The sequence below is a fragment of the Kitasatospora sp. NPDC059160 genome (assembly GCF_042755465.1).
GTDB lineage: Bacteria > Actinomycetota > Actinomycetes > Streptomycetales > Streptomycetaceae > Kitasatospora.
This window is the reverse complement of the sequence record NZ_JBHZCN010000025.1, coordinates 20,569-43,922: the sequence shown is the minus strand read 5'-3', so window position 1 is coordinate 43,922 and position 23,354 is coordinate 20,569. Positions and strand designations below refer to the sequence as shown.

The window sequence follows — 23,354 nt, the reverse complement described above, 5'->3', positions numbered from 1 at the left end:
GCGCGCCGTGAAGAAACGTTCCTTCGCGGCGCATCAGGCCGCTCCGCCCCCCTCTGGGGAACCCGGTCACCGATCGTCAGCGATCGGCGGCCGCACCCGCCAGCCGCTCCCGCATCAGCGCGACGGCCGGCACCTCGGCCAGGTCCGGCAGCGTGAGCGCCACCACCTGGCGCACCGCCGGCGCCCCCGAGGCCGTCCGCACCGGAACCGTCGACACGCCGTCAGGACGCACCGACTGGAGGGCCAGCCGGGGCAGCACCGCCACCCCGAGCCCGGCCGCCACCAGGCCGACCACCGCCGGGTAGTCGTCGGTCGCGAAGTCGATCCGGGGCTCGAAACCCGCCCCCGCGCACAGCTCCACCAGGTGCCCCCGGCACTGCGGGCAGCCGGCGATCCACTGCTCCCCCGCCAGCTCCGCCAGCTCCACCGGACCGCCCCGCCCGGCCAGCGGGTGGGCGGCCGGCAGCAGGCCCACCAGCGGGTCGTCCAGCAGCGGGGTGACCACCAGGTCGGACCAGTCGGTGCCGGCCGACAGCTGCTGGGCCTCCAGGTTCGCCTCGGCCCGGGCCTCGCGCGGCGTGCCGTGCGCGGGGGCGGGCGCCGCGGCCGCACCGTCGGACTGCGGGTAGCGGAAGGCCAGCGCGATCTCGCACTCGCCGCCGCGCAGCATCGCCAGCGACTCCGGCGGCTCGGCCTCGACCAGCGACACGCGCACCCCCGGATGGCTGTCCCGCAGGCGGGCGACCGCGGGCGGCACCAGGGTGGAACTCGCGGTCGGGAAGGAGACCAGCCGCACCCGGCCGGCCCGCAGCCCGGCGATCGCGGCCACCTCCTCCTCGGCGGCGGAGAGCCCGGCCAGGATCCCGGTGGCATGCTTGAGCAGCACCCGCCCGGCCTCGCTGAGCTGCATCCCGCGGCCCGAGCGGACCACCAGCGGGGTGTCCACCGACTTCTCCAGGGCCTTCATCTGCTGGCTGATGGCGGGCTGGGTGCACCCCAGCTCGCGGGCGGCGGCGGAGAAGGAGCCGGTGCGGGCGACGGCACGCAGGACGCGCAGGTGGCGGGCCTCGATCATGCCTCAGTTATAAGGCAATCTTTGCATTCTGCAAAATTCTACTGATAGTTGAAGCATCAAGCGCACCCACCGAACAACGGCCGGAGGCCCGGTCCGACTCCCCGAGGGAGTGGACCGGGCCTCCGGTCAGGCGTCGGTGCCTCAGTGCGAGTGGCCGTGGCCGCCGTGCGAGTGACCGGCGTCGGCCTCCTCCTCCTTCTTCTCCACCACGAGGGTCTCGGTGGTGAGGAGCAGGGAGGCGATCGAGGCGGCGTTCTCCAGCGCGGAGCGGGTGACCTTGACCGGGTCGATGACGCCGGCCTTCAGCAGGTCGCCGTACTCGCCGGTGGCCGCGTTGAAGCCGTGACCGGCCTCCAGCTCGGCGACCTTGTGGGTGATGACGTAGCCCTCGAGGCCGGCGTTCTGGGCGATCCAGCGCAGCGGCTCGTGCAGCGCCTTGCGGACCACGGCGACACCGGTGGCCTCGTCACCCGACAGGCCCAGGCCGTCGTTCAGCACCTTGGCGGCGTGCACCAGCGAGGCGCCACCGCCGGCGACGATGCCCTCCTCGACCGCGGCGCGGGTCGCCGAGATGGCGTCCTCCAGGCGGTGCTTGCGCTCCTTGAGCTCCACCTCGGTGGCGGCGCCGACCTTGATGACGCAGACGCCGCCGGCCAGCTTGGCCAGGCGCTCCTGCAGCTTCTCGCGGTCCCAGTCGGAGTCGGTCGCGGCGATCTCGCCCTTGATCTGGGCGACGCGGCCGGCCACGGCCTCGGAGTCACCGGCACCGTCGACGACGGTGGTGTCGTCCTTGGTGATGGTCACGCGGCGGGCGGTGCCCAGCACGTCCAGACCGGCCTGGTCGAGCTTGAGGCCGACCTCCTCGGAGATGACCGTGCCGCCGGTGAGGACGGCCAGGTCGCCGAGGATCGCCTTGCGGCGGTCGCCGAAGCCCGGGGCCTTGACGGCGACGGCGTTGAAGGTGCCGCGGATCTTGTTCACGACCAGGGTCGACAGCGCCTCGCCGTCGACGTCCTCGGCGATGATCAGCAGCGGCTTGGAGGCACCGCTCTGCAGGATCTTCTCCAGCAGCGGCAGCAGCTCCTGGATGGAGGAGATCTTGCCCTGGTTGATCAGGATGTACGGGTCCTCGAGGACCGCTTCCTGGCGCTCGGCGTCGGTGACGAAGTACGGCGACAGGTAGCCCTTGTCGAACTGCATGCCCTCGGTGAAGTCCAGCTCCACGCCGAAGGTGTTCGACTCCTCGACGGTGATGACACCGTCCTTGCCGACCTTGTCGATCGCCTCGGCGATCAGCTCGCCGACCTGGGTGTCCTGCGCGGAGAGGGACGCGACGGCGGCGACGTCGTCCTTGCCCTCGATCTCGCGGGCGATGGACAGCAGGTGCTCGGAGACGGCGGCGACGGCCTTGTCGATGCCCTTCTTGAGGGCGGCCGGGCCGGCACCGGCGGCGACGTTGCGCAGACCCTCGTTGACCAGGGCCTGGGCCAGCACGGTGGCGGTGGTGGTGCCGTCACCCGCGACGTCGTTGGTCTTGGTGGCGACCTCCTTGACGAGCTGCGCGCCAAGGTTCTCGTACGGGTCGTCCAGCTCGACCTCACGGGCGATGGTGACACCGTCGTTGGTGATGGTCGGGGCGCCGAACTTCTTGTCGATGACGACGTTGCGGCCCTTGGGGCCGATGGTCACCTTGACGGTGTCGGCCAGCTTGTTGACACCGCGCTCCAGCGAGCGGCGGGCGTCCTCGTCGAACTGCAGGATCTTCGCCATGTTCCCTATTCCCTCGGGGCTGCGGCCGGCCGGCCGCCGAACTACGTGAACCAACAACCACGCCCCGGGCCCCTGTCACTAGGGACACGGATCCGGGGCGGGTCGGAACGACTTACTTCTCGATGATGGCGAGAACGTCGCGGGCGGAGAGGACGAGGTACTCCTCGCCCTGGTACTTCACCTCAGTGCCGCCGTACTTCGAGTACAGGACGATGTCACCCACGGCGACGTCGAGCGGCAGACGCTGGCCGTCCTCGAAGCGGCCCGGGCCGACAGCCAGGACGACGCCCTCCTGGGGCTTCTCCTTGGCGGTGTCCGGGATAACCAGGCCGGAGGCCGTGGTGGTCTCGGCGTCGAGCGGCTGGACCACAATGCGGTCCTCGAGCGGCTTGATGGCAACCTTGCTGCTGGTGGTCACGTCCGAGCTCCCCTTCGGAGATTACGGGGTTTTCTAACGGGTAGGGGCGAACCTGCGTACCTGCCGTCGCGGGGGTCAGGCACACGTCTTCGCATTAGCACTCCCCCAGTGGGGAGTGCCAAGGACGACCATAGGCTGCCGTTAGCACTCAGTCAACCAGAGTGCCAACGACGCGCCCTGCGGGCTCGACCCGCGGACGAGCGGCCACACTCCGGATCCACTCCCAGGGCCCCGCCGGCGACGCCCTTCGCGCCGGCGCTGCCGGCCCTGCTGACGGGCCGACCGGTCAGAATGACCTGGTGGACACCGAGAACCTCCAGCCCCTGCTGACCCCCGAGGGTCAGGCCCTGCTCGCCGAGCTGCGCGAGTTCACCCCCGAGGAGGAGCTGGCGCTGGCCACCCGGCTGCGGCGGGAGCACCCGGCGGAGCTGGTGTCGGCGGCGTTCGGCCAGGCGCGGCTGCGGCAGCGGGCGCGGGCGAAGTTCGGGGCGGACGCCGACCTGATGTACTTCACGCCCAACGGGGTCGAGCAGTCCACCCGGCGCAGCGTGGCCGAGTGGCGGGCCCGCCGCTTCGCCGAGCTGGGCGTACGGCGCCTGGCGGACCTCTGCTGCGGCATCGGCGGGGACGTGCTGGCCCTGGCCCGGGCCGGGATCCGGGTGCTGGCCGTCGACAAGGACCCGGCGGCCTGCGCCGCCACCGCCGCCAACGCCGCCGCGCTGGGCCTGTCGGAGCTGGTGGAGGTGCGCTGCGCGGACGTCGCCGAGGTGGACGTCACCGGCTACGACGCGGTGTTCACCGACCCGGCGCGGCGCACCTCGCGCGGCCGGGTGTTCGACCCGGAGGCGTACGCCCCGCCGCTGTCCTGGGCGGTCGAGGCCGGGCGGCGGACCCCGATCGGCGCGTTGAAGGTCGCCCCGGGCATCCCGCACGAGGCCGTCCCGGCGGACGCCGAGGCCGAGTGGGTCTCCGACCACGGGGACGTCAAGGAGGCGGTGCTCTGGTTCGGCACCGGGGCGGTCCGCCCGCACCGCGCGACCCTGCTGCCGCACGGCGACAGCCTGACCGGCGGCGACCTGCCCGACCCGCCGGCCGGCCCGGTCGGGCGCTACCTGTACGAGCCGGACGGCGCGGTGATCCGGGCGCACCTGGTGGCCGAGGTGGCCGGGCAGGTCGACGGCCGGCTGATCGACCCGAAGATCGCCTACGTGACCTCGGACCGCCTGGTCGCCACCCCGTACGCGCACGCCTTCGAACTCACCGACGTGCTCCCGTACAACGTCAAGAAGCTGAAGGCGCTGCTGCGCGAGCGCGCGGTCGGCACGGTGGTGATCAAGAAGCGCGGGATGGCGATCACCCCGGAGGAACTGCGCCGCCAGCTCAAGCCCTCCGGGCCGAACTCCGTCACGGTGATCCTCAGCCGCACCGACAACGGGCCGCTGATGATGCTGGGCCGGCCGGTCTGAGCGGACAGGGCCTAGGAGGCCGGCGCCTGGATGTAGTCCTCCAGCCGGGCCACCGAGAAGCCCTGCTCCTGGATCCGGGCCAGCAGGTCCGCGAACATCTGGGTCATGGTGGCGCCCTTGAGCTCCTTGGGGCCGCGGAAGTGCGCCAGGATGATGTCGCCGGACTTCAACTTCTTGTCGCCCGCCTGGTACTGCATGTCGTGGATCTGCATCGACTCGCGCCACAGCACGATCGCGCGCGGGCCGCACTGCTGCACCGAGGTGTTGAGCATCGGGGTGTTGGCGCCGTCGCCGAACGGCGGGCGGAACAGCAGCGGGGCGGTGCCGTACTGCTGGGTGAGCGCGGCCTGGTCCTCGCAGATCTCGGACTTCTGCTTGTCGGCCGACAGCTTGCTCATCACCGGGTGGGTGACGGTGTGGTTCTGGATGTGGTTGCCCAGCGCCTGGAGCGGCTTGAAGTAGCCGTAGTCGTTCTTGACGATGTCCTTGGTCAGGAACATCGAGATCGGCACCTTGAGGTCGGTCAGCATCTCGACGAACTTCGGGTCCTTCTCGGCGCCGTCGTCGATGGTGATGAAGACGACCTTGTCGGTGGTCTTCACGTCGCTGAACACCGGTACGGTGCCGGTGCGTTCGAGCTTGACGGGCTTGTCGGCGGGCGGCGCGGGGGCCGGGGCGAGCGGCTTGAGGTTCCACTTCGCCCAGGCCGCGGCGTCGCCCTGGGCCGGGGCCGCGCCGGGCGTGGTGGCCGCGGCGCTGGGGGTGCCGCCGGCGGGCGGCCGGGTCTGCTCCGCCGTCCCGGCCGTGCTCGCGGCCGGGGCGGCGCTGCCGCCGCCCCCGTTGTCGCCGCACGCGGTGGCGAAGGCCAGCAGGGCCACCGCCCCCGCCACGTACGTCCTGGTCCTGCTCCGCCCGTCCCTGTTCACCGCACCGCGCTCCCGGTCCCGTCCAGCGTTCTCTCAGCTATGCACGGTAGCGCCGCCGCGGCGGTTCCCGTTCGGGCCCTACTCGACGTGGTCGCTGGTGAAGGACCAGCGGTGCACCGGGCGGCCCAGCAGTTCGGCCGGCGGGTCGGCGACCGGCACGGGCGCACCGCTCCACCAGGTGATCAGCAGCACCCGCTCACCGGGGGCGGAGAGCAGTTCGAGGCGCTCCAGCCCGGCCGCGCCGCGCAGCGCGGGAAGAGCGGACTCCCTTGCCCAGGCGGCGAGTTCGGCCCCGCAGCCGTCCGCCGCGCGGGCCTCCCACATCGCGGCGACGGTCACGCGGCGCCGCCGCCGAGGGCCTGGTAGGCCTGGCCGTGGACGTCGCCGTGCCCGGCTCCCCCGGCCGGGACGTGGACGTCGGTGACGGGCAGCGAGGAGTCCGCGGACAGCTCGAAGGCGGAGGGGGTGCGGCCGCGCCACACCATCTCGGAGCCCAGCGCCGCCACCATCGCGCCGTTGTCGGTGCACAGGCCCGGCCGGGGCACCCGCAGCCGGATGCCGGCCCGGTCGCAGCGCTGCTGGGCCATCTCGCGCAGCCGGGAGTTGGCCGCGACGCCGCCGCCGATCATCAGGTGGTCGACGCCGCTGTCCTTGCAGGCCTTGACGGCCTTGCGGGTGAGCACGTCGGTGACCGCCTCCTGGAAGGAGGCGGCGACGTCGGCGATCGGCACCTCCTCGCCGGCCCGGCGCTTGGCCTCCACCCAGCGGGCGACGGCGGTCTTCAGGCCGGAGAAGGAGAAGTCGTACGCGGGGTCGTTCTTCCCCGTCAGGCCGCGCGGGAAGGCGATCGCCTTCGGGTCGCCCTCGCGGGCCTTCCGGTCGACGATCGGGCCGCCGGGGAAGCCCAGGCCGAGCACCCGGGCGACCTTGTCGAAGGCCTCGCCGGCCGCGTCGTCGATGGTCGCGCCGAGCGGGCGGACGTCGGTGGTGATGTCCTCGCTGAGCAGCAGCGAGGAGTGCCCGCCGGAGACCAGCAGGGCCATCGTCGGCGAGGGCAGCCGGCCGTGCTCCAGCTGGTCGACGCAGATGTGCGAGGCGAGGTGGTTGACCCCGTACAGCGGCTTGTCGAGCGCCCAGGCGTACGCCTTGGCCGCGCTGACGCCGACCAGCAGCGCGCCCGCCAGGCCGGGGCCGGCGGTGACGGCGATGCCGTCCAGGTCACTGGCCTTGATGCCGGCGGTGTCCAGGGCGCGCTGGATGGTCGGGACCATCGCCTCCAGGTGGGCGCGGCTGGCGATCTCCGGGACGACGCCGCCGAAGCGGGCGTGGTCGTTGACGCTGGAGGCGACCGCGTCGGCCAGCAGCGTGGTGCCGCGCACGATGCCGACGCCGGTCTCGTCGCAGGAGGTCTCGATGCCGAGGACGAGCGGTTCGTCAGCCATGGGGGGTGTCCTTCGGTTCCTTCGGGTCAGTGCTGGGGTGTTCGAGGCGCATCACCAGCGCGTCGACGTTGGCGGGCTGGTAGTAGCCGCGCCGGATGCCCACCGGTTCGAAGCCGTGGCGCTCGTACAGCCGCTGGGCGCGCTGGTTGTCCACCCGCACCTCCAGCAGCAGGTCGGCGCAGCCGCGCCGGGCGGCCTCGTGGATCAGGTCGGTGAGCAGGGCGGTGCCGAGGCCGGCGCCCTGGTGGCGCTCGTCCACGGCGATGGTCTGGACGTCGCCGTCACCGGCGACGGCCATCAGGCCGGCGTAGCCGACGATCGTGCCGTCCGCGGCGGTGGCGACCGAGTAGTGGCGGGTGCCGCCGGGGTGGGCCTCGGCGAGCTCGGACCAGAACATCCCGGAGGACCAGGCGTCCTCGGGGAACAGCCTGAGCTCCAGGTCCAGCACCGGCTCGATGTCCCACCAGCGCATCGGGCGCAGGGTGGTGCCGTGGTTCACGCCGGGAGCACCGCCTTGCCCCCCAGAACGTTCTTGTAGCCCGCCGGGACCTGGGCGTCCGGGCGGCGCAGGTACAGCGGCACGTTCGGCAGCAGCTCGCGCCCGGCGGCCAGCTCGGCGGCGGCGAAGCCGGCCAGGGCGCCGGCCGAGACGTGCTCGGGGCCGCCGGCGCCCGGGAAGGCCTCGGGGTAGAGCAGCGCGCCGGCGCCCACCGAGCGGGCGGCGGGCGTCAGCTCGGCCGGGCGGTCCACGCCGGGGCCCTCGGTGCGGTTGCCGTCGGCGTCGTAGGAGGCCCAGTAGACCTCCTTGCGGCGCGCGTCGGTGGCGACCGTGAACGGCTGTCCGGTCAGGCCCTCGGCGCGGGCCTGGAAGGCGATCGCGTCCAGGGTGCAGACGCCGTGCACCGGCAGGCCGAGCGCGTGGCCGAGCGCGGCGGCGGTCACCAGGCCGACCCGCAGGCCGGTGTACGGGCCCGGGCCGACGCCGACCGCGATGCCGGTGAGCCGACTCTTGTCCACTCCGGCGGCCCGCAGGACCTGGTCGATCGCGGGCAGCAGCAGTTCGCCGTGGCGCCTGGCGTCGACCTGGTGGGTCTCGGCGAGGACGGCCGTGCCGTCGTGGACGGCGGCGGTGACGGCGGGGGTAGCGGTGTCGAACGCGAGCAGCAGCACGGGTCAAGGTTAGACCGACGTTGGGCCGACCGGACGATCGAGCTGGTGTCCCCATCCGGAACACACGTACTGGCCACTGCCGACCCGCCCCGGGGACCTGGCACGATAAGGGCGGTACGTACAGCGGACGGCGGCGGGAGCGGGCACGTGGCGAAGATGGGTCCTGGAGTGGTGGTCACGGGGTTGACCCTGGGGGCCCTGGCAGTGGTGAGCCTGCTGGCCTTCCAGGCCAACGGCGCCCAGGACCGCGCGGGCGGCGCCAAGCCGACCGTCGCCTCGACGTCCTCCGGCCCGGCCGCCTCTGCGACGCCGAGCGCCTCCGCCACCCCGACCGTCCCGCCGCTGCCGGCCACCTCGGGCAGCGGCACCCGGGTCGTCTACTCGGCCGGCGGCCACTTCGTCTGGCTGGTCGACCCGAAGAAGAACCCGCAGGTCGCGGCCGCCTTCCCGGTCACTCCGGGCTCGGTCGAGCCCACCCCGGGCAGCTACTCGGTGTACAGCCGCACCCAGACCGCCACCGGGACGGACGGCAAGCAGATCGAGCACGTGGTGCGCTTCGCGCAGCAGAACGGCGTGGTGTTCGGATTCAGCGCGGCACTGGACGGCAGCACGCCGACCGCCGACCCGAAGGCCAAGACCGGCGGCATCCGCAGCGGCCGCTCCGAGGGACAGCTGCTCTGGGACTTCGCGCCGAACGGCACCAAGGTGGTCGTGGTCCCCTGAGGCCCGGCGCGTTACGCGGCCCGGGGCGTCCCCGCCTCGGGCTCCTCGGCCTGCCGGGCCTTCGGTTCGGGCGGGGTGGACACCGCCTCGGCGGCCGCGCAGGCGGCCAGCAGGGCCCGCATCGGCGCGCCCGGAGCGCGGTGGGCGGACTCTCCGGCCCCGGTGGCACGCACGGCGCGCTCCGGGGCGGGGGTGGTGCTCGACATGGCGCCTCCCTAGTTAGGCAGACCTAACCGCAGCACCCATCCCACCACGCCCGGCGCCCCGCCCGCAACACCTTGCCGACGGCCTGTCGGCAAAACGGTGGAACCCGATCGACCGGGGCCCGGCAAGCCCGCAGCACACGCCCCGTGCGCGGCCCTGGTCGCGCCCTAGGCCAGCTCGGCCAGCGGGACGTCCGCCCAGCGCGCCCCGATGCCGGTGAGCAGCACCCGGCGCGGGTCGTGGTCCTCCCCGGCGGTGTCACCGATCGCCCGCTCGATCCGGACCTCCAGGCGCTCCTCGGACAGCCGCTCGACCTTGCCCTCGCCCCACTCGACCACGACCACCGACTCCGGCAGCGAGACGTCCAGATCGAGGTCCTCCATCTCGTCGAGGTCCCCGCCGAGGCGGTACGCGTCCACGTGCACCAGGGCCGGGCCGCCGACCAGCGAGGGGTGCACCCGGGCGATCACGAAGGTCGGCGAGGTCACCGCCCCGCGGACCTGCAGCCCCTCCCCCAGGCCCCGGGTCAGCGTCGTCTTCCCCGCCCCCAGCTCACCGGAGAGCAGCACCAGGTCCCCCGGCCGCAGCAGCGCGGCCAGCTCCCGGCCGAGACGGCCCATCCGCTCCGGAGTGGGGACGGTCAGAGTGGCGTGCGAGCCCATGCGCGTGTCTTGCCCTTCGGTCCGTAGCGGCGCACCGACCACCGGCCGCCACCGCTACCGTGCCACATCACCGCACCCCGCCGTGGCGCGCGGGTGCCCGGGCGGGCCCGGGCCGGTCTCAGGCGGGGTCGGGGGCCGGATCCGGGTCCGCGTCCGGGGTCGCGCCCGGGGTCGCGCCCGCCGGAGCCCGGTCCTCCCGGGGCGGTTCGGCCGCGAGTTCGAGGACGGCCGGCGGCAGCGGCGCGGCACCGGCGAAGTCGGCGGCCCGGCGCAGCAGCCGCGCCAGCTCGTGGTCGACCAGCTCCGGGCGCTCCAGCAGCACCAGGTGCCCGGCGCCCTCGGCCAGCACGAGTTCGGCCCCCGGCAGCCGCTCGGCCATCGCCTCGCTGTGCGCCGAGGGCGTCAGCAGGTCCTTCGTCCCGGCCAGCACCAGAGCCGGCAGGCCGCGCAGGGCGGCCAGCGCCCCGTACTTCTCGTGCGCGCCGAACACCGGGTAGAACTCGGCGACCACGTCGATCGGGGTGGCGTCCAGCAGTTGTTCGGCGAAGCGCACCACGCCGGGATCGACGTCCCGGCCGCCGAAGGAGAACCGCCGGTAGAACACGGCGGCCACGTCCGAGCCGATCCGCCGGCTCGCCTCCACCAGGTCGACCTGACGGCCGAGCAGCTTCACCACCCCGGGCGCGACCCTCTTGAACAGCTTGGCCCCGGCCTTCGGCAGGCCGAGGCTCACCTCGTTCCAGTCCCCCGCCAGGGTGCCGACCAGCGCGACCCCGGCGACCCTCGTCCGGAACAGCTCCGGGTGCTGGTCGGCCAGGGCCATCACCGTCATGCCGCCCATCGAATGGCCCACCAGCACCAGCGGACCGGTCGGCGCGACGGCGTCGATCACCGCCTTGAGGTCACCGCCCAGCTGGTCGATGCTGGCCGGCTCGCCCGCCAGGTAGGAGCGGGAGCGCTCGGAGCGGCCGTGGCTGCGCTGGTCCCAGAAGACCAGCCGCAGGCCCTCGCGCAGCGCCGCCCGCTGGAAGTGCCAGCTGTCCTGGTTGAGGCAGTAGCCGTGGCTGAACACCACGGTCAGCGGCGGCGGAAGGAGGCTGCTGTTCGCCCGCTCGCCTCCGGCCTGCTCCGCCGCGTCGCCGTCCGGCTCGTCCCAGCCGGTGCCGTCCAGCTCGACGTACAGCTCGGTGCCGTCCGGCGCGGCCACCGTCAGCGGGCGCCCGCGCAGCGAGCCGTACGGGGCGGTCGCCTCCAGCTCGGCCCGGGCCCGGCGGCGCATCGCCCGGCCGACCGTCAGCCGCTCGATCGCGACGCCCGCGGCCGCGCCGGCCGCCAACACGCCGACCGAGATCCCGATCACACCGGCCCGGCTCACCCCGGTGGCCGCGCCGGCCGCCTTGGCCACCGCCGCGACCGGGTTGCTGTCGGCCGGCGTGTCGGTCATGCCGCGCGGCCCCCGTCACGGCCGCCGTCGTGGCTGCCGTCCAGGTAGCGGCGGGGCACCCGCGCGCCGATCCGGGTGATGATCTCGTACGAGATGGTGCCGCAGGCGCGGGCCCAGTCCTCGGCGGTCGGTTCACCGCGTTCGCCGTTGCCGAACACCAGCACCTCGTCGCCGGTCTCGGGGGTGTCGCCGCCCAGGTCCACCACGAACTGGTCCATCGCGACCCGGCCGGCCACCGTGCGCCACTTGCCGCCGATCTGCACCGGGCCGGTGCCGCTGCCGTGCCGCGGGACGCCGTCGCCGTAGCCGACCGGCACCAGGCCCAGCGTGGTCGGACCGGGCGTCACGTAGTGGTGGCCGTAGCTGACCCCGTGCCCGCCGGGGACGTGCTTGACCAGCGCCAGCCGGGCGGACAGCGCCATCACCGGGCGCAGCCCGAAGTCGGCCGGCGAGCCCACCTCGGGCACCGGCGACAGCCCGTACGCGGCCAGGCCGGTGCGGACCAGGTCGAAGTGCGACTCGGGCAGCAGCAGGGTGGCCGGGGAGTTGGCCAGGTGCCGGACCTCGGGGCGCAGCCCGGCGGCCTCGGCCTGCGCCAGCGCGGCGCGGAAGGAGTCCAACTGGGCCTGGATCGACGGGTGGCCGGGCTCGTCGGCGGCGGCGAAGTGCGACCAGACGCCGACGACCCGCAGCAGCCCCTCCGCCTCGGCCCGCCGGGCCTCGGCGACCAGCTGCGGCCAGTCGTGCGGCTGGCAGCCGTTGCGGCCCAGGCCGGTGTCGGCCTTGAGGTGGACGCGCGCCGGAACGCCGGTCTGCCGAACGGCCGTCAGCAGCTCCTCCAGCGCCCACCGGCCGCTGACCGAGATGTCCAGGTCCGCACGCAGCGCCTCGCGCCACGGCCCGCCCGGCGTCCACAGCCAGCACAGGATGCGGGCCTGCTCGGGGCGGATGCCCGCGGCCCGCAGCGCCAGCGCCTCGTCCGGCGTCGCACAGCCGAGCCAGCCGACCCCGTTCGCGACCGCTTCGCGGGCACACTCGACCGCGCCGTGGCCGTAGGCGTCCGCCTTGACCGCGAGCATCACCGCCGTGCTCCCGACGCGTTCCCGCAGGGAGGCGAGGTTGCCGCGCAGGGCGGCGAGATCGATGGTCGCCTCGGCCCGTACGCCGTCGGTGAGGGTGGCCGTGCCGGTCGTGTTCGCAGTTGTCATCAGGGTCAGTCTCCCAGACGTCCCGGAGTCCTCGCCGAACGGGCCTTCGGCGCGGCGGTCGGCACCGCGACCCCCCGCACCCCGCCGACCTGCGGCGGACGGCTCGTCCGCCCAGTTCAGGACGCGGTGAACGGACGTCCCGGTTCCGGCCCGGGCGGGGCGGCGGGCCCGGCTACGGCTACGGCTACGGCTACGGCTACGGCCGCCGGACGGCCCGCCAGACCGTGGGCAGCGCCCCGGCCACCGCGAGCGCCGGCACCGGCGCCCCGGGCTCGCCCGCCGCCTCCCGGCCCGCCAGGCCGTGCAGGTAGGCGGCCACCGAGGCGGCGTCCAGCGGCGGCAGGCCCGCGGCCAGCAGCGAACCGGCCAGCCCGGCGAGGACGTCCCCGCTGCCCGCGGTGGCCAGCCAGGAGGTGCCGGTGGGGTTCACCCGGACGGCCCCGCCCGGGTCGGCGACCACCGTGGTGGAGCCCTTGAGCAGCACGGTGGCCCGGTAGGCGGCGGCCAGTCGGCGGGCGGTGGCCAGCCGGGTGGCCGCCAAGTCGTCGGCGGCGGGCGGCGCGGTGCCGTCGGCGCCGGCCAGCAGCCGGGCGGCCTCGCCGGTGTGCGGGGTCAGCAGGGTGGGCGCGGTGCGGCCGGCCAGCGCCCGCGGACCGAGCCGGCCCAGCTCGGTCAGCCCGTCCGCGTCCACCAGCACCGGGACGTCGCTCGCCAGCGCCTCGACCAGCGCCTGCCGCGCCCCCTCGCCCCCGCCCGGCCCGACCACCCAGGCCTGCACCCGTCCGGCCCCGGCCGGGCCGCCCTCGGTGACCAGCGTCTCCGGGAAGCGGCGCACCACCTCCTCGGCCGCCGTGCCGACGTACCGGACGGCGCCCGCACCGCCGTGCAGCGCACCGGCGACCGCGAGCAGGGCCGCCCCCGGGTACCGCGCCGAGCCGGCCGCCACCCCGACCACACCGCGCCGGTACTTGTCGCTCTCCGCGCCCGGCAGCGGCAGCAGCGCCGCCACGTCCGCGTGCTGCAGGGCCCTCACCTCCGGCTCCGGCGGTTCCAGGCCGATGTCCACCAGTTGCACGGTGCCCGCGTAGGAGGCCCCGGGGTCGATCAGCAGCCCGGGCTTGTAGGTACCGAAGCAGACCGTGACGTCCGCGCGCAGCGCCTCCCCGGGCACCTCGCCGCTGTCCGCCTCGACCCCGCTGGGCAGGTCCACCGCCACCACGGTGCCGCGCCGCCCGGCCCGGGCGTACGGCACGGCCTCGGGGCGCAGCCCGCCCCGGCCGCCGATGCCGACGATCCCGTCCAGCACCAGGTCCGCGCACGAGAAGTCGGCCAGGCCGACCTCCTGCTCCGCCGTCACCCGCCCGCCGGCCGCCCGCAGCGCGGCCAGCCCGCCCGGGTGCGCCTTCGCCGGCGCCAGCAGCACCGCCGTCACCCGCGCCCCGCGCCGGGCCAGCGCCGCCCCGGCGTACAGCGCGTCACCCCCGTTGTCCCCACTGCCCGCCAGCACCGTCACCCGACTGCCGTACACCCGCCCCCGGCCCCCGACCAGCAGCCGCGCACACGTCGCCGCCAGCCCGGCCGCCGCCCGCTGCATCAGCGTGCCCTCCGGCAACCGCGCCATCAGCTCCGCCTCCGCGGCCCGGACGGTTTCCACAGGGTGTGCATGACGCATGGGGAGAACTCCTTCGGCAGTCGGCTACCGCCGACGCTAGCCCGCGTCCCGGCCCCGCGGGAGCCGGGCCTGCGGCACACTTTCGGGTGACACCCACTTCGATCCCCCACCGGTGTCGGTCCGTACGCCTACCTTGTGGCTCGGCACGGACCCACAGGAGGGAGAAGGGCCATGGTCGCCATGCCGGCAATCGAGCACCCGCTGGGCGAGGACAGCCTCCTCCAGGCGTTTTTGGAGCTGGACACGCCGCTGGGAAGCAAGGCCGAATTCATCGAAGGGGAGATCGTCGTGACGCCGCCGCCGGACGGGGCCCACGAGACCGCGTTCTCGCTCATCAACAGGCAGTTCATGCGCAAGGCCGAGACCGAGTTCGACCTGTCAGGCACCAAGGGTCTGATCACGCCCAAGGGCCGTTTCATCCCCGACGGCGTGGTGAGCCCGGTCGGGCATTTCGAGCACTCGGACTCCTGGGCCCAGGCGGCGGGCGTACTGCTGGTCTTCGAGATCACCTCGACCAACCCGTACAAGGACCGCGAACCGAAACGCCTGGGCTACGCCGCTGCGGGAATCCCCTGCTACCTGCTGGTCGACCGCACCGACGGCACGGTCACGCTGTTCACCGAACCCGACGGCGGGGACTACATCACCCGGACCAAGGTCGAGTTCGGCAAGTCGATCGACCTGCCCGCCCCGTTCTCCTTCACGCTCGACACGGCGCCCCTGCGGTAGGGCACAGCCACCGCAGGGGCGCCGCGAACGGCCGGGCGTCTACTCGACGGTGACCGACTTCGCCAGGTTGCGCGGCTGGTCGACCTCGTGGCCCTTGGCCGTGGCCAGCTCGCAGGCGAAGACCTGGAGCGGGACGGTGGAGACCAGCGGCTGGAGCAGGGTCGGGGTGGCCGGGATGCGGATCAGGTGGTCCGCGTACGGCACGACGGCCTCGTCGCCCTCCTCGGCGATCACGATCGTGCGGGCGCCGCGGGCCCGGATCTCCTGGATGTTGGAGACGATCTTGTCGTGCAGGATCGACCGCCCGCGCGGCGAGGGCACGACCACCACGACCGGCAGCCCCTCCTCGATCAGCGCGATCGGACCGTGCTTGAGCTCGCCCGCCGCGAAGCCCTCGGCGTGCATGTAGGCGAGCTCCTTGAGCTTGAGCGCGCCCTCCAGGGCCACCGGGAAGCCGACGTGACGGCCGAGGAACAGCACCGAGCGGGCGTCGGCCAGCGAGCGGGCCAGCTCGCGCACCGGCTCCATGGTCTCCAGCACCTGCTCGACCTGCTTCGGCGCGTCGCCGAGCTCGCGGATGATGGTGAAGATCTCGTCGCCCCACTTGGTGCCGCGCACCTGGCCCAGGTACAGGGCGACCAGGTAGCAGGCGACCAGCTGGGTCAGGAACGCCTTGGTGGAGGCGACCGCGACCTCCGGTCCGGCGTGGGTGTACAGCACCGCGTCCGACTCGCGCGGGATGGTCGAGCCGTTGGTGTTGCAGATCGCCAGCACCTTGGCGCCCTGCTCACGGGCGTGCCGCAGGGCCATCAGGGTGTCCATGGTCTCGCCGGACTGCGAGATGGCGATGACCAGCGTGCCGGGGCCCATGATCGGGTCGCGGTAGCGGAACTCCGAGGCGACCTCGACCTCGCAGGGGATGCGGGTCCAGTGCTCGATCGCGTACTTGGCGATCATGCCCGCGTGGAAGGCCGTGCCGCAGGCGACGATGACGACCTTGTCGACCGAGCGCAGGTCGGCGTCGGAGATCCGCAGCTCGTCGAGGGTCAGCCGGCCGTCGGTGCCGATCCGGCCGAGGAGGGTGTCGGCGACGGCCTTCGGCTGCTCGGCGATCTCCTTGAGCATGAAGTAGTCGTAGCCGCCCTTCTCGGCGGCGGAGGCGTCCCAGTCGACGTGGTACTCGCGCACCTCGGCCGGGTTGCCGTCGAAGTCGGTGACGGTCACGCCCTCCCGGCGCAGCTCGACGACCTGGTCCTGGCCCAGCTCGATCGCCTCGCGGGTGTGCGCGATGAAGGCGGCGACGTCGGAGGCGAGGAAGTTCTCGCCCTCGCCGCGGCCCACCACGAGCGGGGAGTTGCGGCGGGCGCCGACCACCACGTCGGGCGAGTCGGCGTGGACGGCGACGAGGGTGAAGGCGCCGTCCAGCCGGCGGCAGACGACGCGCATGGCCTCGGCCAGGTCGCCGTCGTAGGCCTCACCGAGCAGGTGGGCGACGACCTCGGTGTCGGTCTCGGACCGGAGGGTGTGGCCGCGCTCGGCGATCTCGGCCCGCAGCTGGGCGAAGTTCTCGATGATGCCGTTGTGGACCACGGCCACCCGGCGGTCGTCGTCCAGGTGGGGGTGGGCATTGGCGTCCGTCGGGCCGCCGTGGGTTGCCCAACGGGTGTGGCCGATGCCGGTGGTGCCGCCGGGGAGGGGGGATTCGGCGAGCGACTTCTCCAGGTTGCCGAGCTTTCCGGCCCGCTTGTCGGTGACCAGACTCCACTGCCCCTGGGAGTCCTGCGCCTGCACCGCGACACCGGCCGAGTCATAGCCCCGGTACTCCAGTCGCTGCAGGCCCGCGATTACTACGTCGAGGGCGGACTGCGCGCCCACGTATCCAACAATTCCGCACATGCGTGCCAGCATAAGGGCGGTTCTGTGGCCGTTTTCCCGTCTTTCCCGGCTCGCCCCAACCCTGCGTGACCGACACCACAACCACGGTGAACACCGCTACGGCTCACAATGGAGCATGTGCTGACCGAACTCTGTACGCGGGGCGCCGCCACGCCCGGCCCGTCCCCGTCCCCCTACGTGGACCTCAGCCGGGCCGAGTGGAGCGCACTGCGCGAGCGTACGCCACTTCCGCTGACCGCCGAGGAGGTGGAGCAGCTGCGCGGCCTCGGCACGGCACTCGACCTCGACGAGGTGCGTGACGTCTACCTGCCGCTGTCCCGGCTGCTGAACCTCTACATCCACGCCACGCACGAACTGCGCGGCGCGCTGGGCACGTTCCTGGACACCCCGGACACCGAGCGCACCCGTACGCCGTTCATCATCGGCGTGGCCGGCTCGGTGGCCGTCGGCAAGTCCACCACCGCCCGCCTGCTCCAGGCCCTGCTGGCCCGCTGGCCCGAGCACCCGCGGGTGGAGCTGGTCACCACCGACGGCTTCCTGCTGCCCAACGCCGAGCTGCGCCGCCGCGGCCTGATGGCCCGCAAGGGCTTCCCGGAGTCGTACGACCGCCGGGCCCTGATGCGCTTCGTCGCGGACGTGAAGGCGGGCAAGGAGCTGGTGACGGCGCCGGTGTACTCGCACCTGGTGTACGACATCGTGCAGGACCAGCGGCTGACGGTGGAGCGCCCGGACATCCTGATCGTCGAGGGCCTGAACGTGCTCCAGCCGGCCCTGCCGGGCACCGACGGCCGGACCAGGCTCGCGGTGGCGGACTACTTCGACTTCTCGATCTACGTCGACGCCCGCACCGACGACATCGAGCACTGGTACCTGGACCGCTTCCGCAAGCTGCGGCAGACGGCCTTCCAGGACCCGAACTCCTACTTCACCCGGTTCACCGAGGTGCCGGAGGAGGAGGCGATGGAGTACGGCCGACAGGTCTGGCGCACCATCAACAAGCCGAATCTGCTGGAGAACGTGCTGCCGACCCGCGGCCGGGCCACCCTGGTCCTGCAGAAGGGCGCCGACCACAAGGTCCGCCGGGCGCTGCTGCGCAAGCTCTGACCGGGCGCAGGACACGGCGAAGGGCCCCCGCGCGGGGGCCCTTCGTGGTCTCCGGGGCGGGCTCAGCCCAGGTGGGTGCGGACCGCCTCGGCGAGGCGCTGCCCGACGGCCTCGGCCTGCACCGGGTCGGCGGCCTCGACCATGACCCGGACCAGCGGCTCGGTGCCGGAGGGGCGCAGCAGCACCCGGCCGGTGGCGCCCAGCTCGGCCTCGGCGGCGGCGACCGCGGCGGCCAGCTCGGTGCTGGTGCCCACCCGGCCCTTGTCGACGCCCTTGACGTTGATCAGCACCTGCGGCAGCCGGGTCATCACGGCGGCCAGGTCGGCCAGCGGCTGCTTGGTGGCGGCCAGTCGGGCGCCCAGCATCAGGCCGGTCAGGGTGCCGTCGCCGGTGGTGGCGTGGTCCAGCAGGATGACGTGGCCGGACTGCTCGCCGCCCAGCGCGAAGCCGTGCTCCTTCATCGCCTCCAGCACGTAGCGGTCGCCGACGGCGGTCTCCACCAGGTCGATGCCCTCGCGCTCCATCGCCAGCTTGAAGCCGAGGTTGGACATCACGGTGGCGACCGCGGTGTTGCGGCGCAGGGTGCCGGCCTCCTTCATGGCGACGGCGAGGATGGCGATGATCTGGTCGCCGTCCACCTCGTCGCCCTCGGCGTCGGCGGCCAGGCAGCGGTCCGCGTCGCCGTCCAGGGCGATGCCGAGGTCGGCCCGGTACTCCTTCATCGCGACGCGCAGCCGGTCCAGGTGGGTGGAGCCGACGCCGTCGTTGATGTTGAGGCCGGTGGGCTCGGCCCCCAGGGTGTGGACGACCTCGGCGCCGGCCCGGGCGAAGGCCTCGGGGGCGACGTAGGCGGCCGCGCCGTGGGCGCCGTCGATGACGACCCGGATGCCGTCCAGGCGGTTGGGCAGCACACCGATCAGGTGGGCGACGTACTTGTCGAAGCCCTCGGTGTACTCGCGGACCCGGCCGACGGCGGCACCGGTCGGGCGGTTCCAGTCCTCGCCGCCGACGGTGTGCTTGCGGTAGTGGGCCTCGATCGCGTCCTCGATCCGGTCGTCCAGCTTGTGGCCGCCGCGGGCGAGGAACTTGATGCCGTTGTCCGGCATGGCGTTGTGGCTGGCGGACAGCATCACGCCGAAGTCGGCGCCGAGCGCGCCGGTGAGGTACGCCACGGCGGGGGTGGGGAGGACGCCGACCCGGAGCACGTCGACGCCGGAGCTGGCCAGGCCCGCGATGACCGCGGCCTCCAGGAACTCGCCCGAGGCACGGGGGTCACGGCCGACCACCGCGACCGGCCGGTGCCCGTCGAACGCGCCGGCCTCGCCGAGCACGTGGGAGGCCGCGACCGACAGGCCGAGCGCCAGCTCCGCCGTCAGGCCCTCGTTGGCCACACCGCGTACGCCGTCCGTACCGAAGAGTCGTCCCACTGTCCCGTCCTCCATCACCATGCTCGGAACCCACCGTTGATCCCGGCCGCCGCACGTTAGCCGGGGAACACGTCGCCCCGGAGTACACGAGGTACTCCGGGGCGACGGTTTGCGCAACCAGGGGGTGCGCCGCCAGGGCGGTACGCACCCCCGGGGACGCGATTAGCGCTTGCTGTACTGCGGCGCCTTGCGGGCCTTCTTGAGACCGGCCTTCTTGCGCTCGACGGCACGGGCGTCACGCATCAGGAAGCCGGCCTTCTTGAGGGCGGCGCGGTTGTTGTCCACGTCGGCCTCGTTCAGGGCACGGGCGACGCCGAGGCGCAGCGCGTAGGCCTGGCCGGAGACGCCGCCACCGCTGATGCGGGCGACGACGTCGTAACGGCCGTCCAGCTCGAGGAGCTTGAAGGGCTCGTTCACGGTCTGCTGGTGCACCTTGTTCGGGAAGTAACCCTCGAGGGTGCGACCGTTGATCTTCCACTGGCCGGTGCCGGGGACGATGCGCACGCGGGCGATCGCCTCCTTGCGACGGCCGAGGCCGGCGCCCGGGGTGGCCTCGCCGAAGCGGCCGGCCAGGGACTCGGAGGTGTAGCTCTCCTCGGAGGTGTACTCGCCCTCGACGGCCTCAACGGCCTCGTCGAAGTCGACCTCAAGGGTTTCAGTGGTCTCGGCCACGATGTTCCTCAGCTCTTTTCAGTGTTGGGGGGCTTGGTGGCCGAATTACTGCGCGACCTGGGTGATCTCGAACGGCACCGGCTGCTGGGCAGCGTGGGGGTGCTGGTCGCCCGAGTAGACCTTCAGCTTGGAGAGCATCTGGCGGCCCAGGCTGTTCTTGGGGATCATGCCCTTGATGGCCTTCTCGACGGCCTTCTCCGGGTTGTTCGCCAGCAGGTCGTCGTAGCGCACCGAGCGCAGACCGCCCGGGAAGCCCGAGTGGCGGTAGGCCAGCTTCTGGGTCTTCTTGTTACCGGACAGGTGCACCTTGTCGGCGTTGATGATGATGACGAAGTCACCAGTGTCAACGTGCGGCGCGTAGATCGCCTTGTGCTTGCCCCGGAGGAGGTTGGCGGCCTGGGAGGCCAGGCGGCCCAGCACGACGTCGGTCGCGTCGATGACGTGCCACTGACGCTGGACGTCGCCGGGCTTGGGGCTGTACGTACGCACGGTCGTAGCCTTCGCTTTTCAGTGAGTGAGTCCTGACAGGAGCACCCGGACGGAAGAGCAGCCTGATCAGCCTTGGACGCAATTCAAGGGTGACCGCTGGTCGTCGACCTGATGTCTCCGGCGTACCGACCTCTCACGTGAGATAGAGCGAGCCAATACGCACATCAAGCGTCCAGGTTACCGGGCGGGCGGGGAGCGGTCAAAAATCGCCGGCCGCCCACCCCGCCGTCACTCAGCGTTCGCGCTCCACCCGGGTGACGTCCCAGACCGGTTCGGACGACTCGAAGACCTTCCCGTCCGCGCCGAACACCAGGAAGCGGTCGAAGGTCTTGGCGAACCAGCGGTCGTGGGTGACGCACAGCACCGTGCCCTCGAAGGCCTCCAGCCCGGTCTGCAGCGCCTCGGCGCTCTCCAGGTCCAGGTTGTCGGTCGGCTCGTCGAGCAACAGGGCCGTCACGCCGGAGAGTTCGAGCTTGAGGATCATCAGCCGGGCCTGCTGTCCGCCGGACAGCGACTCGAACTTCTGCTCCTCCTGGCGGTCCAGCTCGTACCGGCGCAGCGCGCCCATCGCGGCGCCGCGGCTGAGCGCGTGCTCCTCCTCGATGATCGAGCGCACGGTGCGGCCGAACAGCTCCGGATGGGCGTGGGTCTGCCGGAAGTGGCCGGGGACGACCCGGGCGCCGAGCTTCCAGTCGCCGGTGTGCTCGACCGTGGTGTCCCCCGCGAGCAGCCGCAGCAGGTGCGACTTGCCGGCCCCGTTGGCGCCCAGCACGGCGACCCGCTCGCCGTAGAAGACCTCCAGGTCGAAGGGCTGCATCAGGCCGGTGAGCCCCAGCCGCTCCAGGGTGAAGGACCGCATGCCGGTGCGCCCGCCCTTGAGCCGCATGGTGATGCTCTGCTCGCGCGGGGGCTCCTCCGGGCGGCCGGCCTCCTCGAACTTCTTCAGCCGGGTCTGGGCGGCCGCGTAGCGGGTGGCGAGCGCGTGGCTGACGGAGGCGGCCTGGCGCAGGGTGACGACCAGCTTCTTGAGCTTGGCGTGCTCCTCGTCCCACCGGCGGCCCAGTTCCTCGAACCGCGCGAAGCGGTCCTTGCGGGCCTCGTGGAAGCTGTCGAAGCCGCCGCCGTGCACCCACACGCTGCTTCCGGCGGCACCGGACTCGACGCTGATGATCTTGTCCGCGGACCTGGAGAGCAGCTCACGGTCGTGCGAGATGAACAGGACGGTCTTCGAGGTGGCCTTGAGGGCCTCCTCCAGCCAGCGCTTGGCCGGTACGTCCAGGTAGTTGTCCGGCTCGTCGAGCAGCAGCACCTCTTCGGGGCCGCGCAGCAGCGCCTCCAGCACCAGCCGCTTCTGCTCGCCGCCGGAGAGGGTGTTCAGGCCGCGCCACTGGGCCTTGTCGAAGGGCATCCCGAGGGCCGCCATGGTGCAGACGTCCCAGTCGGTCTCGTAGTCGTAGCCGCCGACGTCCGCCCAGTCGGAGAGCGCCTGGGCGTAGGCCATCTGCGTCTTCTCGTCGTCCTGGGCGATCATCGCCAGCTCGGCGGCGTCCACCGCGCGGGCGGCCACGGCGATCCGCTCGGGGGCGACCGAGACCAGCAGGTCGCGCACCGAGGCGTCGGCCGGCAGGGCCCCCGGGGTGGCGCTCTGGTCCTCGCGGCCGGTGGTGCCGACGAACTGGCGCATCACGCCGAGCCCGCCGCTGATCGTCACCGTGCCGCCGTGCGGCTGGATGTCCCCCGCGATCATGCGCAGCAGGGTGGTCTTGCCGGCGCCGTTGGCGCCGACCAGCGCGACCGCGGCGCCCTCGCCGACCCGGAAGGACGCGTCGTCGAACAGCACCCGCCCGTCCGGCAGGTAGTACTCCAGGTGCGAAATCTCGACGTGTCCCATGGGAGCGATTGTCCCAAGCGGACGCCCCGGGCCAAAACGGATTACGCGACGGCCGGCTGCCCGGGCAGCGTGCGCATCCGCCGCGCCTGCCGGTTCCGCTCGGCGAGCTGGTCGTCCGGCGGGTAGCCGACCTCCTCCAGCGTGAGCCCGTACGGCCGGATCACGTTGACGGCCGAGTTGCGCACCCCGCCGGCCAGCACCTCGCCGGGGAACTCCACCGGCCGGTGCCCGTCGCCGACCAGCAGCATCGCGCCGACCAGCGCCCGGACCATGTTGTGGCAGAAGGCGTCGGCCCGCACGGTGGCGACCGCGAGGCTGCCCTCCTGGCTGGCGTAGCCGTCCACCGGGACGCGGTCCCAGTGCAGCTCCAGCAGGGTCCGGATGGTGGTGGCGCCCTCGCGCTTCTTGCAGTACGCGGCGAAGTCGTGCTCGCCGAGCAGCAGCTTCGCGGCCTCGTTCATCCGGTTCACGTCCAGCGGCCGGTCGTGCCACAGCACGTGCCCGCGCAGCAGCGGGTCGACCCCGCCGGGGTGGTCGGCGACCCGGTAGGCGTAGCGGCGCCAGATCGCCGAGAAGCGGGCGTCGAACCCGGCCGGCGCCTCGCCGACCCGGTAGATCCGGACGTCCCCGGGCAGCCGGCCGGCCAGCCGGCGCAGCAGCTTCTCCCGGTGCGCCTCCCACAGCTCGGCCGGCAGGTCGACGTGGGCGACCTGGCCGCGGGCGTGGACGCCGGCGTCGGTGCGGCCGGCCACGGTCAGCGGGAACAGCTCCGGGCTGCGGGTGACGACCTGCAGCGCGGTCTCGATCTCCTCCTGGACCGTCCGGCGGCCGCCCTTCTGGCGGGCCCAGCCGGAGAACTCGGCGCCCTGGTAGGCGAGGTCGAGCCGGACCCGGACGCGGCCCTCGGCCGGGCCGTCCTTCACCGGTGGCTGCTCGGCGCAATCGTTGACCACTTGCTCCTGCTCC

General features: G+C 73.1%; 23 protein-coding genes. 4 read left to right on the top strand and 19 right to left on the bottom strand.

What is annotated here, in order from left to right; translation table 11 throughout:
• Positions 1-76: 76 nt before the first annotated feature.
• The 3 genes from ACFXOZ_RS13370 to groES all read right to left on the bottom strand — a co-directional run bounded on the left by ACFXOZ_RS13370 (position 77) and on the right by groES (position 3,263).
• Entirely contained in the window at positions 77-1,075 is a 999-nt protein-coding gene (locus tag ACFXOZ_RS13370; RefSeq protein WP_375882141.1) for a LysR family transcriptional regulator, read from the bottom strand.
• Between the two features lie 141 nt (positions 1,076-1,216).
• Complete coding sequence (gene groL, locus ACFXOZ_RS13365; protein ID WP_375882138.1) at positions 1,217-2,845, bottom strand: chaperonin GroEL; 1,629 nt, start codon at positions 2,843-2,845, stop codon at positions 1,217-1,219.
• Between the two features lie 112 nt (positions 2,846-2,957).
• On the bottom strand, positions 2,958-3,263 hold the full coding sequence (gene groES, locus ACFXOZ_RS13360; RefSeq protein ID WP_014136232.1) for a co-chaperone GroES: 306 nt from the start codon (positions 3,261-3,263) through the stop codon (positions 2,958-2,960).
• 296 nt (positions 3,264-3,559) lie between these two features.
• Here groES and ACFXOZ_RS13355 point away from each other — a divergent pair, with 296 nt between their 5' ends.
• Entirely contained in the window at positions 3,560-4,729 is a 1,170-nt protein-coding gene (locus ACFXOZ_RS13355; RefSeq protein WP_375882358.1) for a methyltransferase domain-containing protein, read from the top strand.
• An 11-nt stretch (positions 4,730-4,740) separates the two neighbouring features.
• Here the strand turns inward: ACFXOZ_RS13355 and ACFXOZ_RS13350 are convergent, their stop codons facing one another.
• From ACFXOZ_RS13350 to tsaB, 5 genes are all read right to left on the bottom strand, one after another.
• Positions 4,741-5,655: a polysaccharide deacetylase family protein gene (locus ACFXOZ_RS13350; RefSeq protein WP_375882134.1), complete on the bottom strand. Its 915-nt coding sequence runs from the start codon at positions 5,653-5,655 to the stop codon at positions 4,741-4,743.
• Positions 5,656-5,733: 78 nt separating this feature from the next.
• Complete coding sequence (locus tag ACFXOZ_RS13345) at positions 5,734-5,994, bottom strand: hypothetical protein (RefSeq protein WP_380521214.1); 261 nt, start codon at positions 5,992-5,994, stop codon at positions 5,734-5,736.
• Entirely contained in the window at positions 5,991-7,097 is a 1,107-nt protein-coding gene (gene tsaD, locus ACFXOZ_RS13340; protein ID WP_380397377.1) for a tRNA (adenosine(37)-N6)-threonylcarbamoyltransferase complex transferase subunit TsaD, read from the bottom strand. Before tsaD ends, ACFXOZ_RS13345 begins: the two co-directional genes overlap by 4 nt.
• Positions 7,090-7,569: a ribosomal protein S18-alanine N-acetyltransferase gene (gene rimI, locus ACFXOZ_RS13335; RefSeq protein ID WP_375882355.1), complete on the bottom strand. Its 480-nt coding sequence runs from the start codon at positions 7,567-7,569 to the stop codon at positions 7,090-7,092. The genes tsaD and rimI overlap by 8 nt, the downstream gene beginning before the upstream one ends.
• 23 nt (positions 7,570-7,592) lie before the next feature.
• Positions 7,593-8,267, bottom strand: coding sequence for a tRNA (adenosine(37)-N6)-threonylcarbamoyltransferase complex dimerization subunit type 1 TsaB (tsaB, locus tag ACFXOZ_RS13330; protein ID WP_375882127.1), 675 nt, complete (start codon positions 8,265-8,267; stop codon positions 7,593-7,595).
• 156 nt (positions 8,268-8,423) lie between these two features.
• On the opposite strand from tsaB, the gene ACFXOZ_RS13325 reads away from it, so the two are divergent.
• Positions 8,424-8,990, top strand: coding sequence for a hypothetical protein (locus tag ACFXOZ_RS13325; protein WP_380521329.1), 567 nt, complete (start codon positions 8,424-8,426; stop codon positions 8,988-8,990).
• An 11-nt stretch (positions 8,991-9,001) separates the two neighbouring features.
• Here the strand turns inward: ACFXOZ_RS13325 and ACFXOZ_RS13320 are convergent, their stop codons facing one another.
• From ACFXOZ_RS13320 to ACFXOZ_RS13300, 5 genes are all read right to left on the bottom strand, one after another.
• Positions 9,002-9,196, bottom strand: coding sequence for a hypothetical protein (locus tag ACFXOZ_RS13320; protein WP_380590016.1), 195 nt, complete (start codon positions 9,194-9,196; stop codon positions 9,002-9,004).
• A gap of 165 nt (positions 9,197-9,361) precedes the next feature.
• Positions 9,362-9,856: a tRNA (adenosine(37)-N6)-threonylcarbamoyltransferase complex ATPase subunit type 1 TsaE gene (tsaE, locus tag ACFXOZ_RS13315; protein WP_375882122.1), complete on the bottom strand. Its 495-nt coding sequence runs from the start codon at positions 9,854-9,856 to the stop codon at positions 9,362-9,364.
• A 118-nt stretch (positions 9,857-9,974) separates the two neighbouring features.
• Positions 9,975-11,300, bottom strand: a complete 1,326-nt coding sequence (locus ACFXOZ_RS13310) for an alpha/beta fold hydrolase (RefSeq protein WP_380590013.1) — start codon at positions 11,298-11,300, stop codon at positions 9,975-9,977.
• On the bottom strand, positions 11,297-12,508 hold the full coding sequence (alr, locus tag ACFXOZ_RS13305; protein ID WP_375882120.1) for an alanine racemase: 1,212 nt from the start codon (positions 12,506-12,508) through the stop codon (positions 11,297-11,299). The genes ACFXOZ_RS13310 and alr overlap by 4 nt, the downstream gene beginning before the upstream one ends.
• A 196-nt stretch (positions 12,509-12,704) precedes the next feature.
• The gene (locus ACFXOZ_RS13300) at positions 12,705-14,180 is read right to left on the bottom strand and encodes an NAD(P)H-hydrate dehydratase (protein ID WP_380590010.1); all 1,476 of its coding nucleotides are present in this window, start codon (positions 14,178-14,180) and stop codon (positions 12,705-12,707) included.
• Between the two features lie 171 nt (positions 14,181-14,351).
• Between ACFXOZ_RS13300 and ACFXOZ_RS13295 the strand changes: the two genes are divergently transcribed.
• A complete protein-coding gene (locus tag ACFXOZ_RS13295; RefSeq protein ID WP_380521224.1) occupies positions 14,352-14,909 on the top strand; it encodes a Uma2 family endonuclease in 558 nt (185 codons plus the stop codon).
• 39 nt (positions 14,910-14,948) lie between these two features.
• On the opposite strand, the gene glmS is transcribed toward ACFXOZ_RS13295, so the two are convergent.
• Positions 14,949-16,805 (bottom strand): glutamine--fructose-6-phosphate transaminase (isomerizing), encoded by a 1,857-nt coding sequence (gene glmS, locus ACFXOZ_RS13290; protein WP_375882113.1) that lies wholly within the window; start codon positions 16,803-16,805, stop codon positions 14,949-14,951.
• A 108-nt stretch (positions 16,806-16,913) separates the two neighbouring features.
• Between glmS and coaA the strand changes: the two genes are divergently transcribed.
• The gene (gene coaA / locus ACFXOZ_RS13285) at positions 16,914-17,909 is read left to right on the top strand and encodes a type I pantothenate kinase (RefSeq protein ID WP_375882109.1); all 996 of its coding nucleotides are present in this window, start codon (positions 16,914-16,916) and stop codon (positions 17,907-17,909) included.
• A 62-nt stretch (positions 17,910-17,971) separates the two neighbouring features.
• Here coaA and glmM read toward each other — a convergent pair whose 3' ends face one another.
• The 5 genes from glmM to truA all read right to left on the bottom strand — a co-directional run bounded on the left by glmM (position 17,972) and on the right by truA (position 23,341).
• On the bottom strand, positions 17,972-19,336 hold the full coding sequence (glmM, locus tag ACFXOZ_RS13280) for a phosphoglucosamine mutase (RefSeq protein WP_375882106.1): 1,365 nt from the start codon (positions 19,334-19,336) through the stop codon (positions 17,972-17,974).
• A 162-nt stretch (positions 19,337-19,498) separates the two neighbouring features.
• Positions 19,499-20,008 (bottom strand): 30S ribosomal protein S9, encoded by a 510-nt coding sequence (gene rpsI, locus ACFXOZ_RS13275; protein ID WP_350503556.1) that lies wholly within the window; start codon positions 20,006-20,008, stop codon positions 19,499-19,501.
• A 45-nt stretch (positions 20,009-20,053) separates the two neighbouring features.
• Positions 20,054-20,497 (bottom strand): 50S ribosomal protein L13, encoded by a 444-nt coding sequence (gene rplM / locus ACFXOZ_RS13270; protein ID WP_030055846.1) that lies wholly within the window; start codon positions 20,495-20,497, stop codon positions 20,054-20,056.
• Between the two features lie 232 nt (positions 20,498-20,729).
• On the bottom strand, positions 20,730-22,388 hold the full coding sequence (locus tag ACFXOZ_RS13265) for an ABC-F family ATP-binding cassette domain-containing protein (protein ID WP_380590007.1): 1,659 nt from the start codon (positions 22,386-22,388) through the stop codon (positions 20,730-20,732).
• Between the two features lie 41 nt (positions 22,389-22,429).
• Positions 22,430-23,341, bottom strand: a complete 912-nt coding sequence (truA, locus tag ACFXOZ_RS13260) for a tRNA pseudouridine(38-40) synthase TruA (protein ID WP_380590004.1) — start codon at positions 23,339-23,341, stop codon at positions 22,430-22,432.
• Between the last annotated feature and the right edge of the window lie 13 nt (positions 23,342-23,354).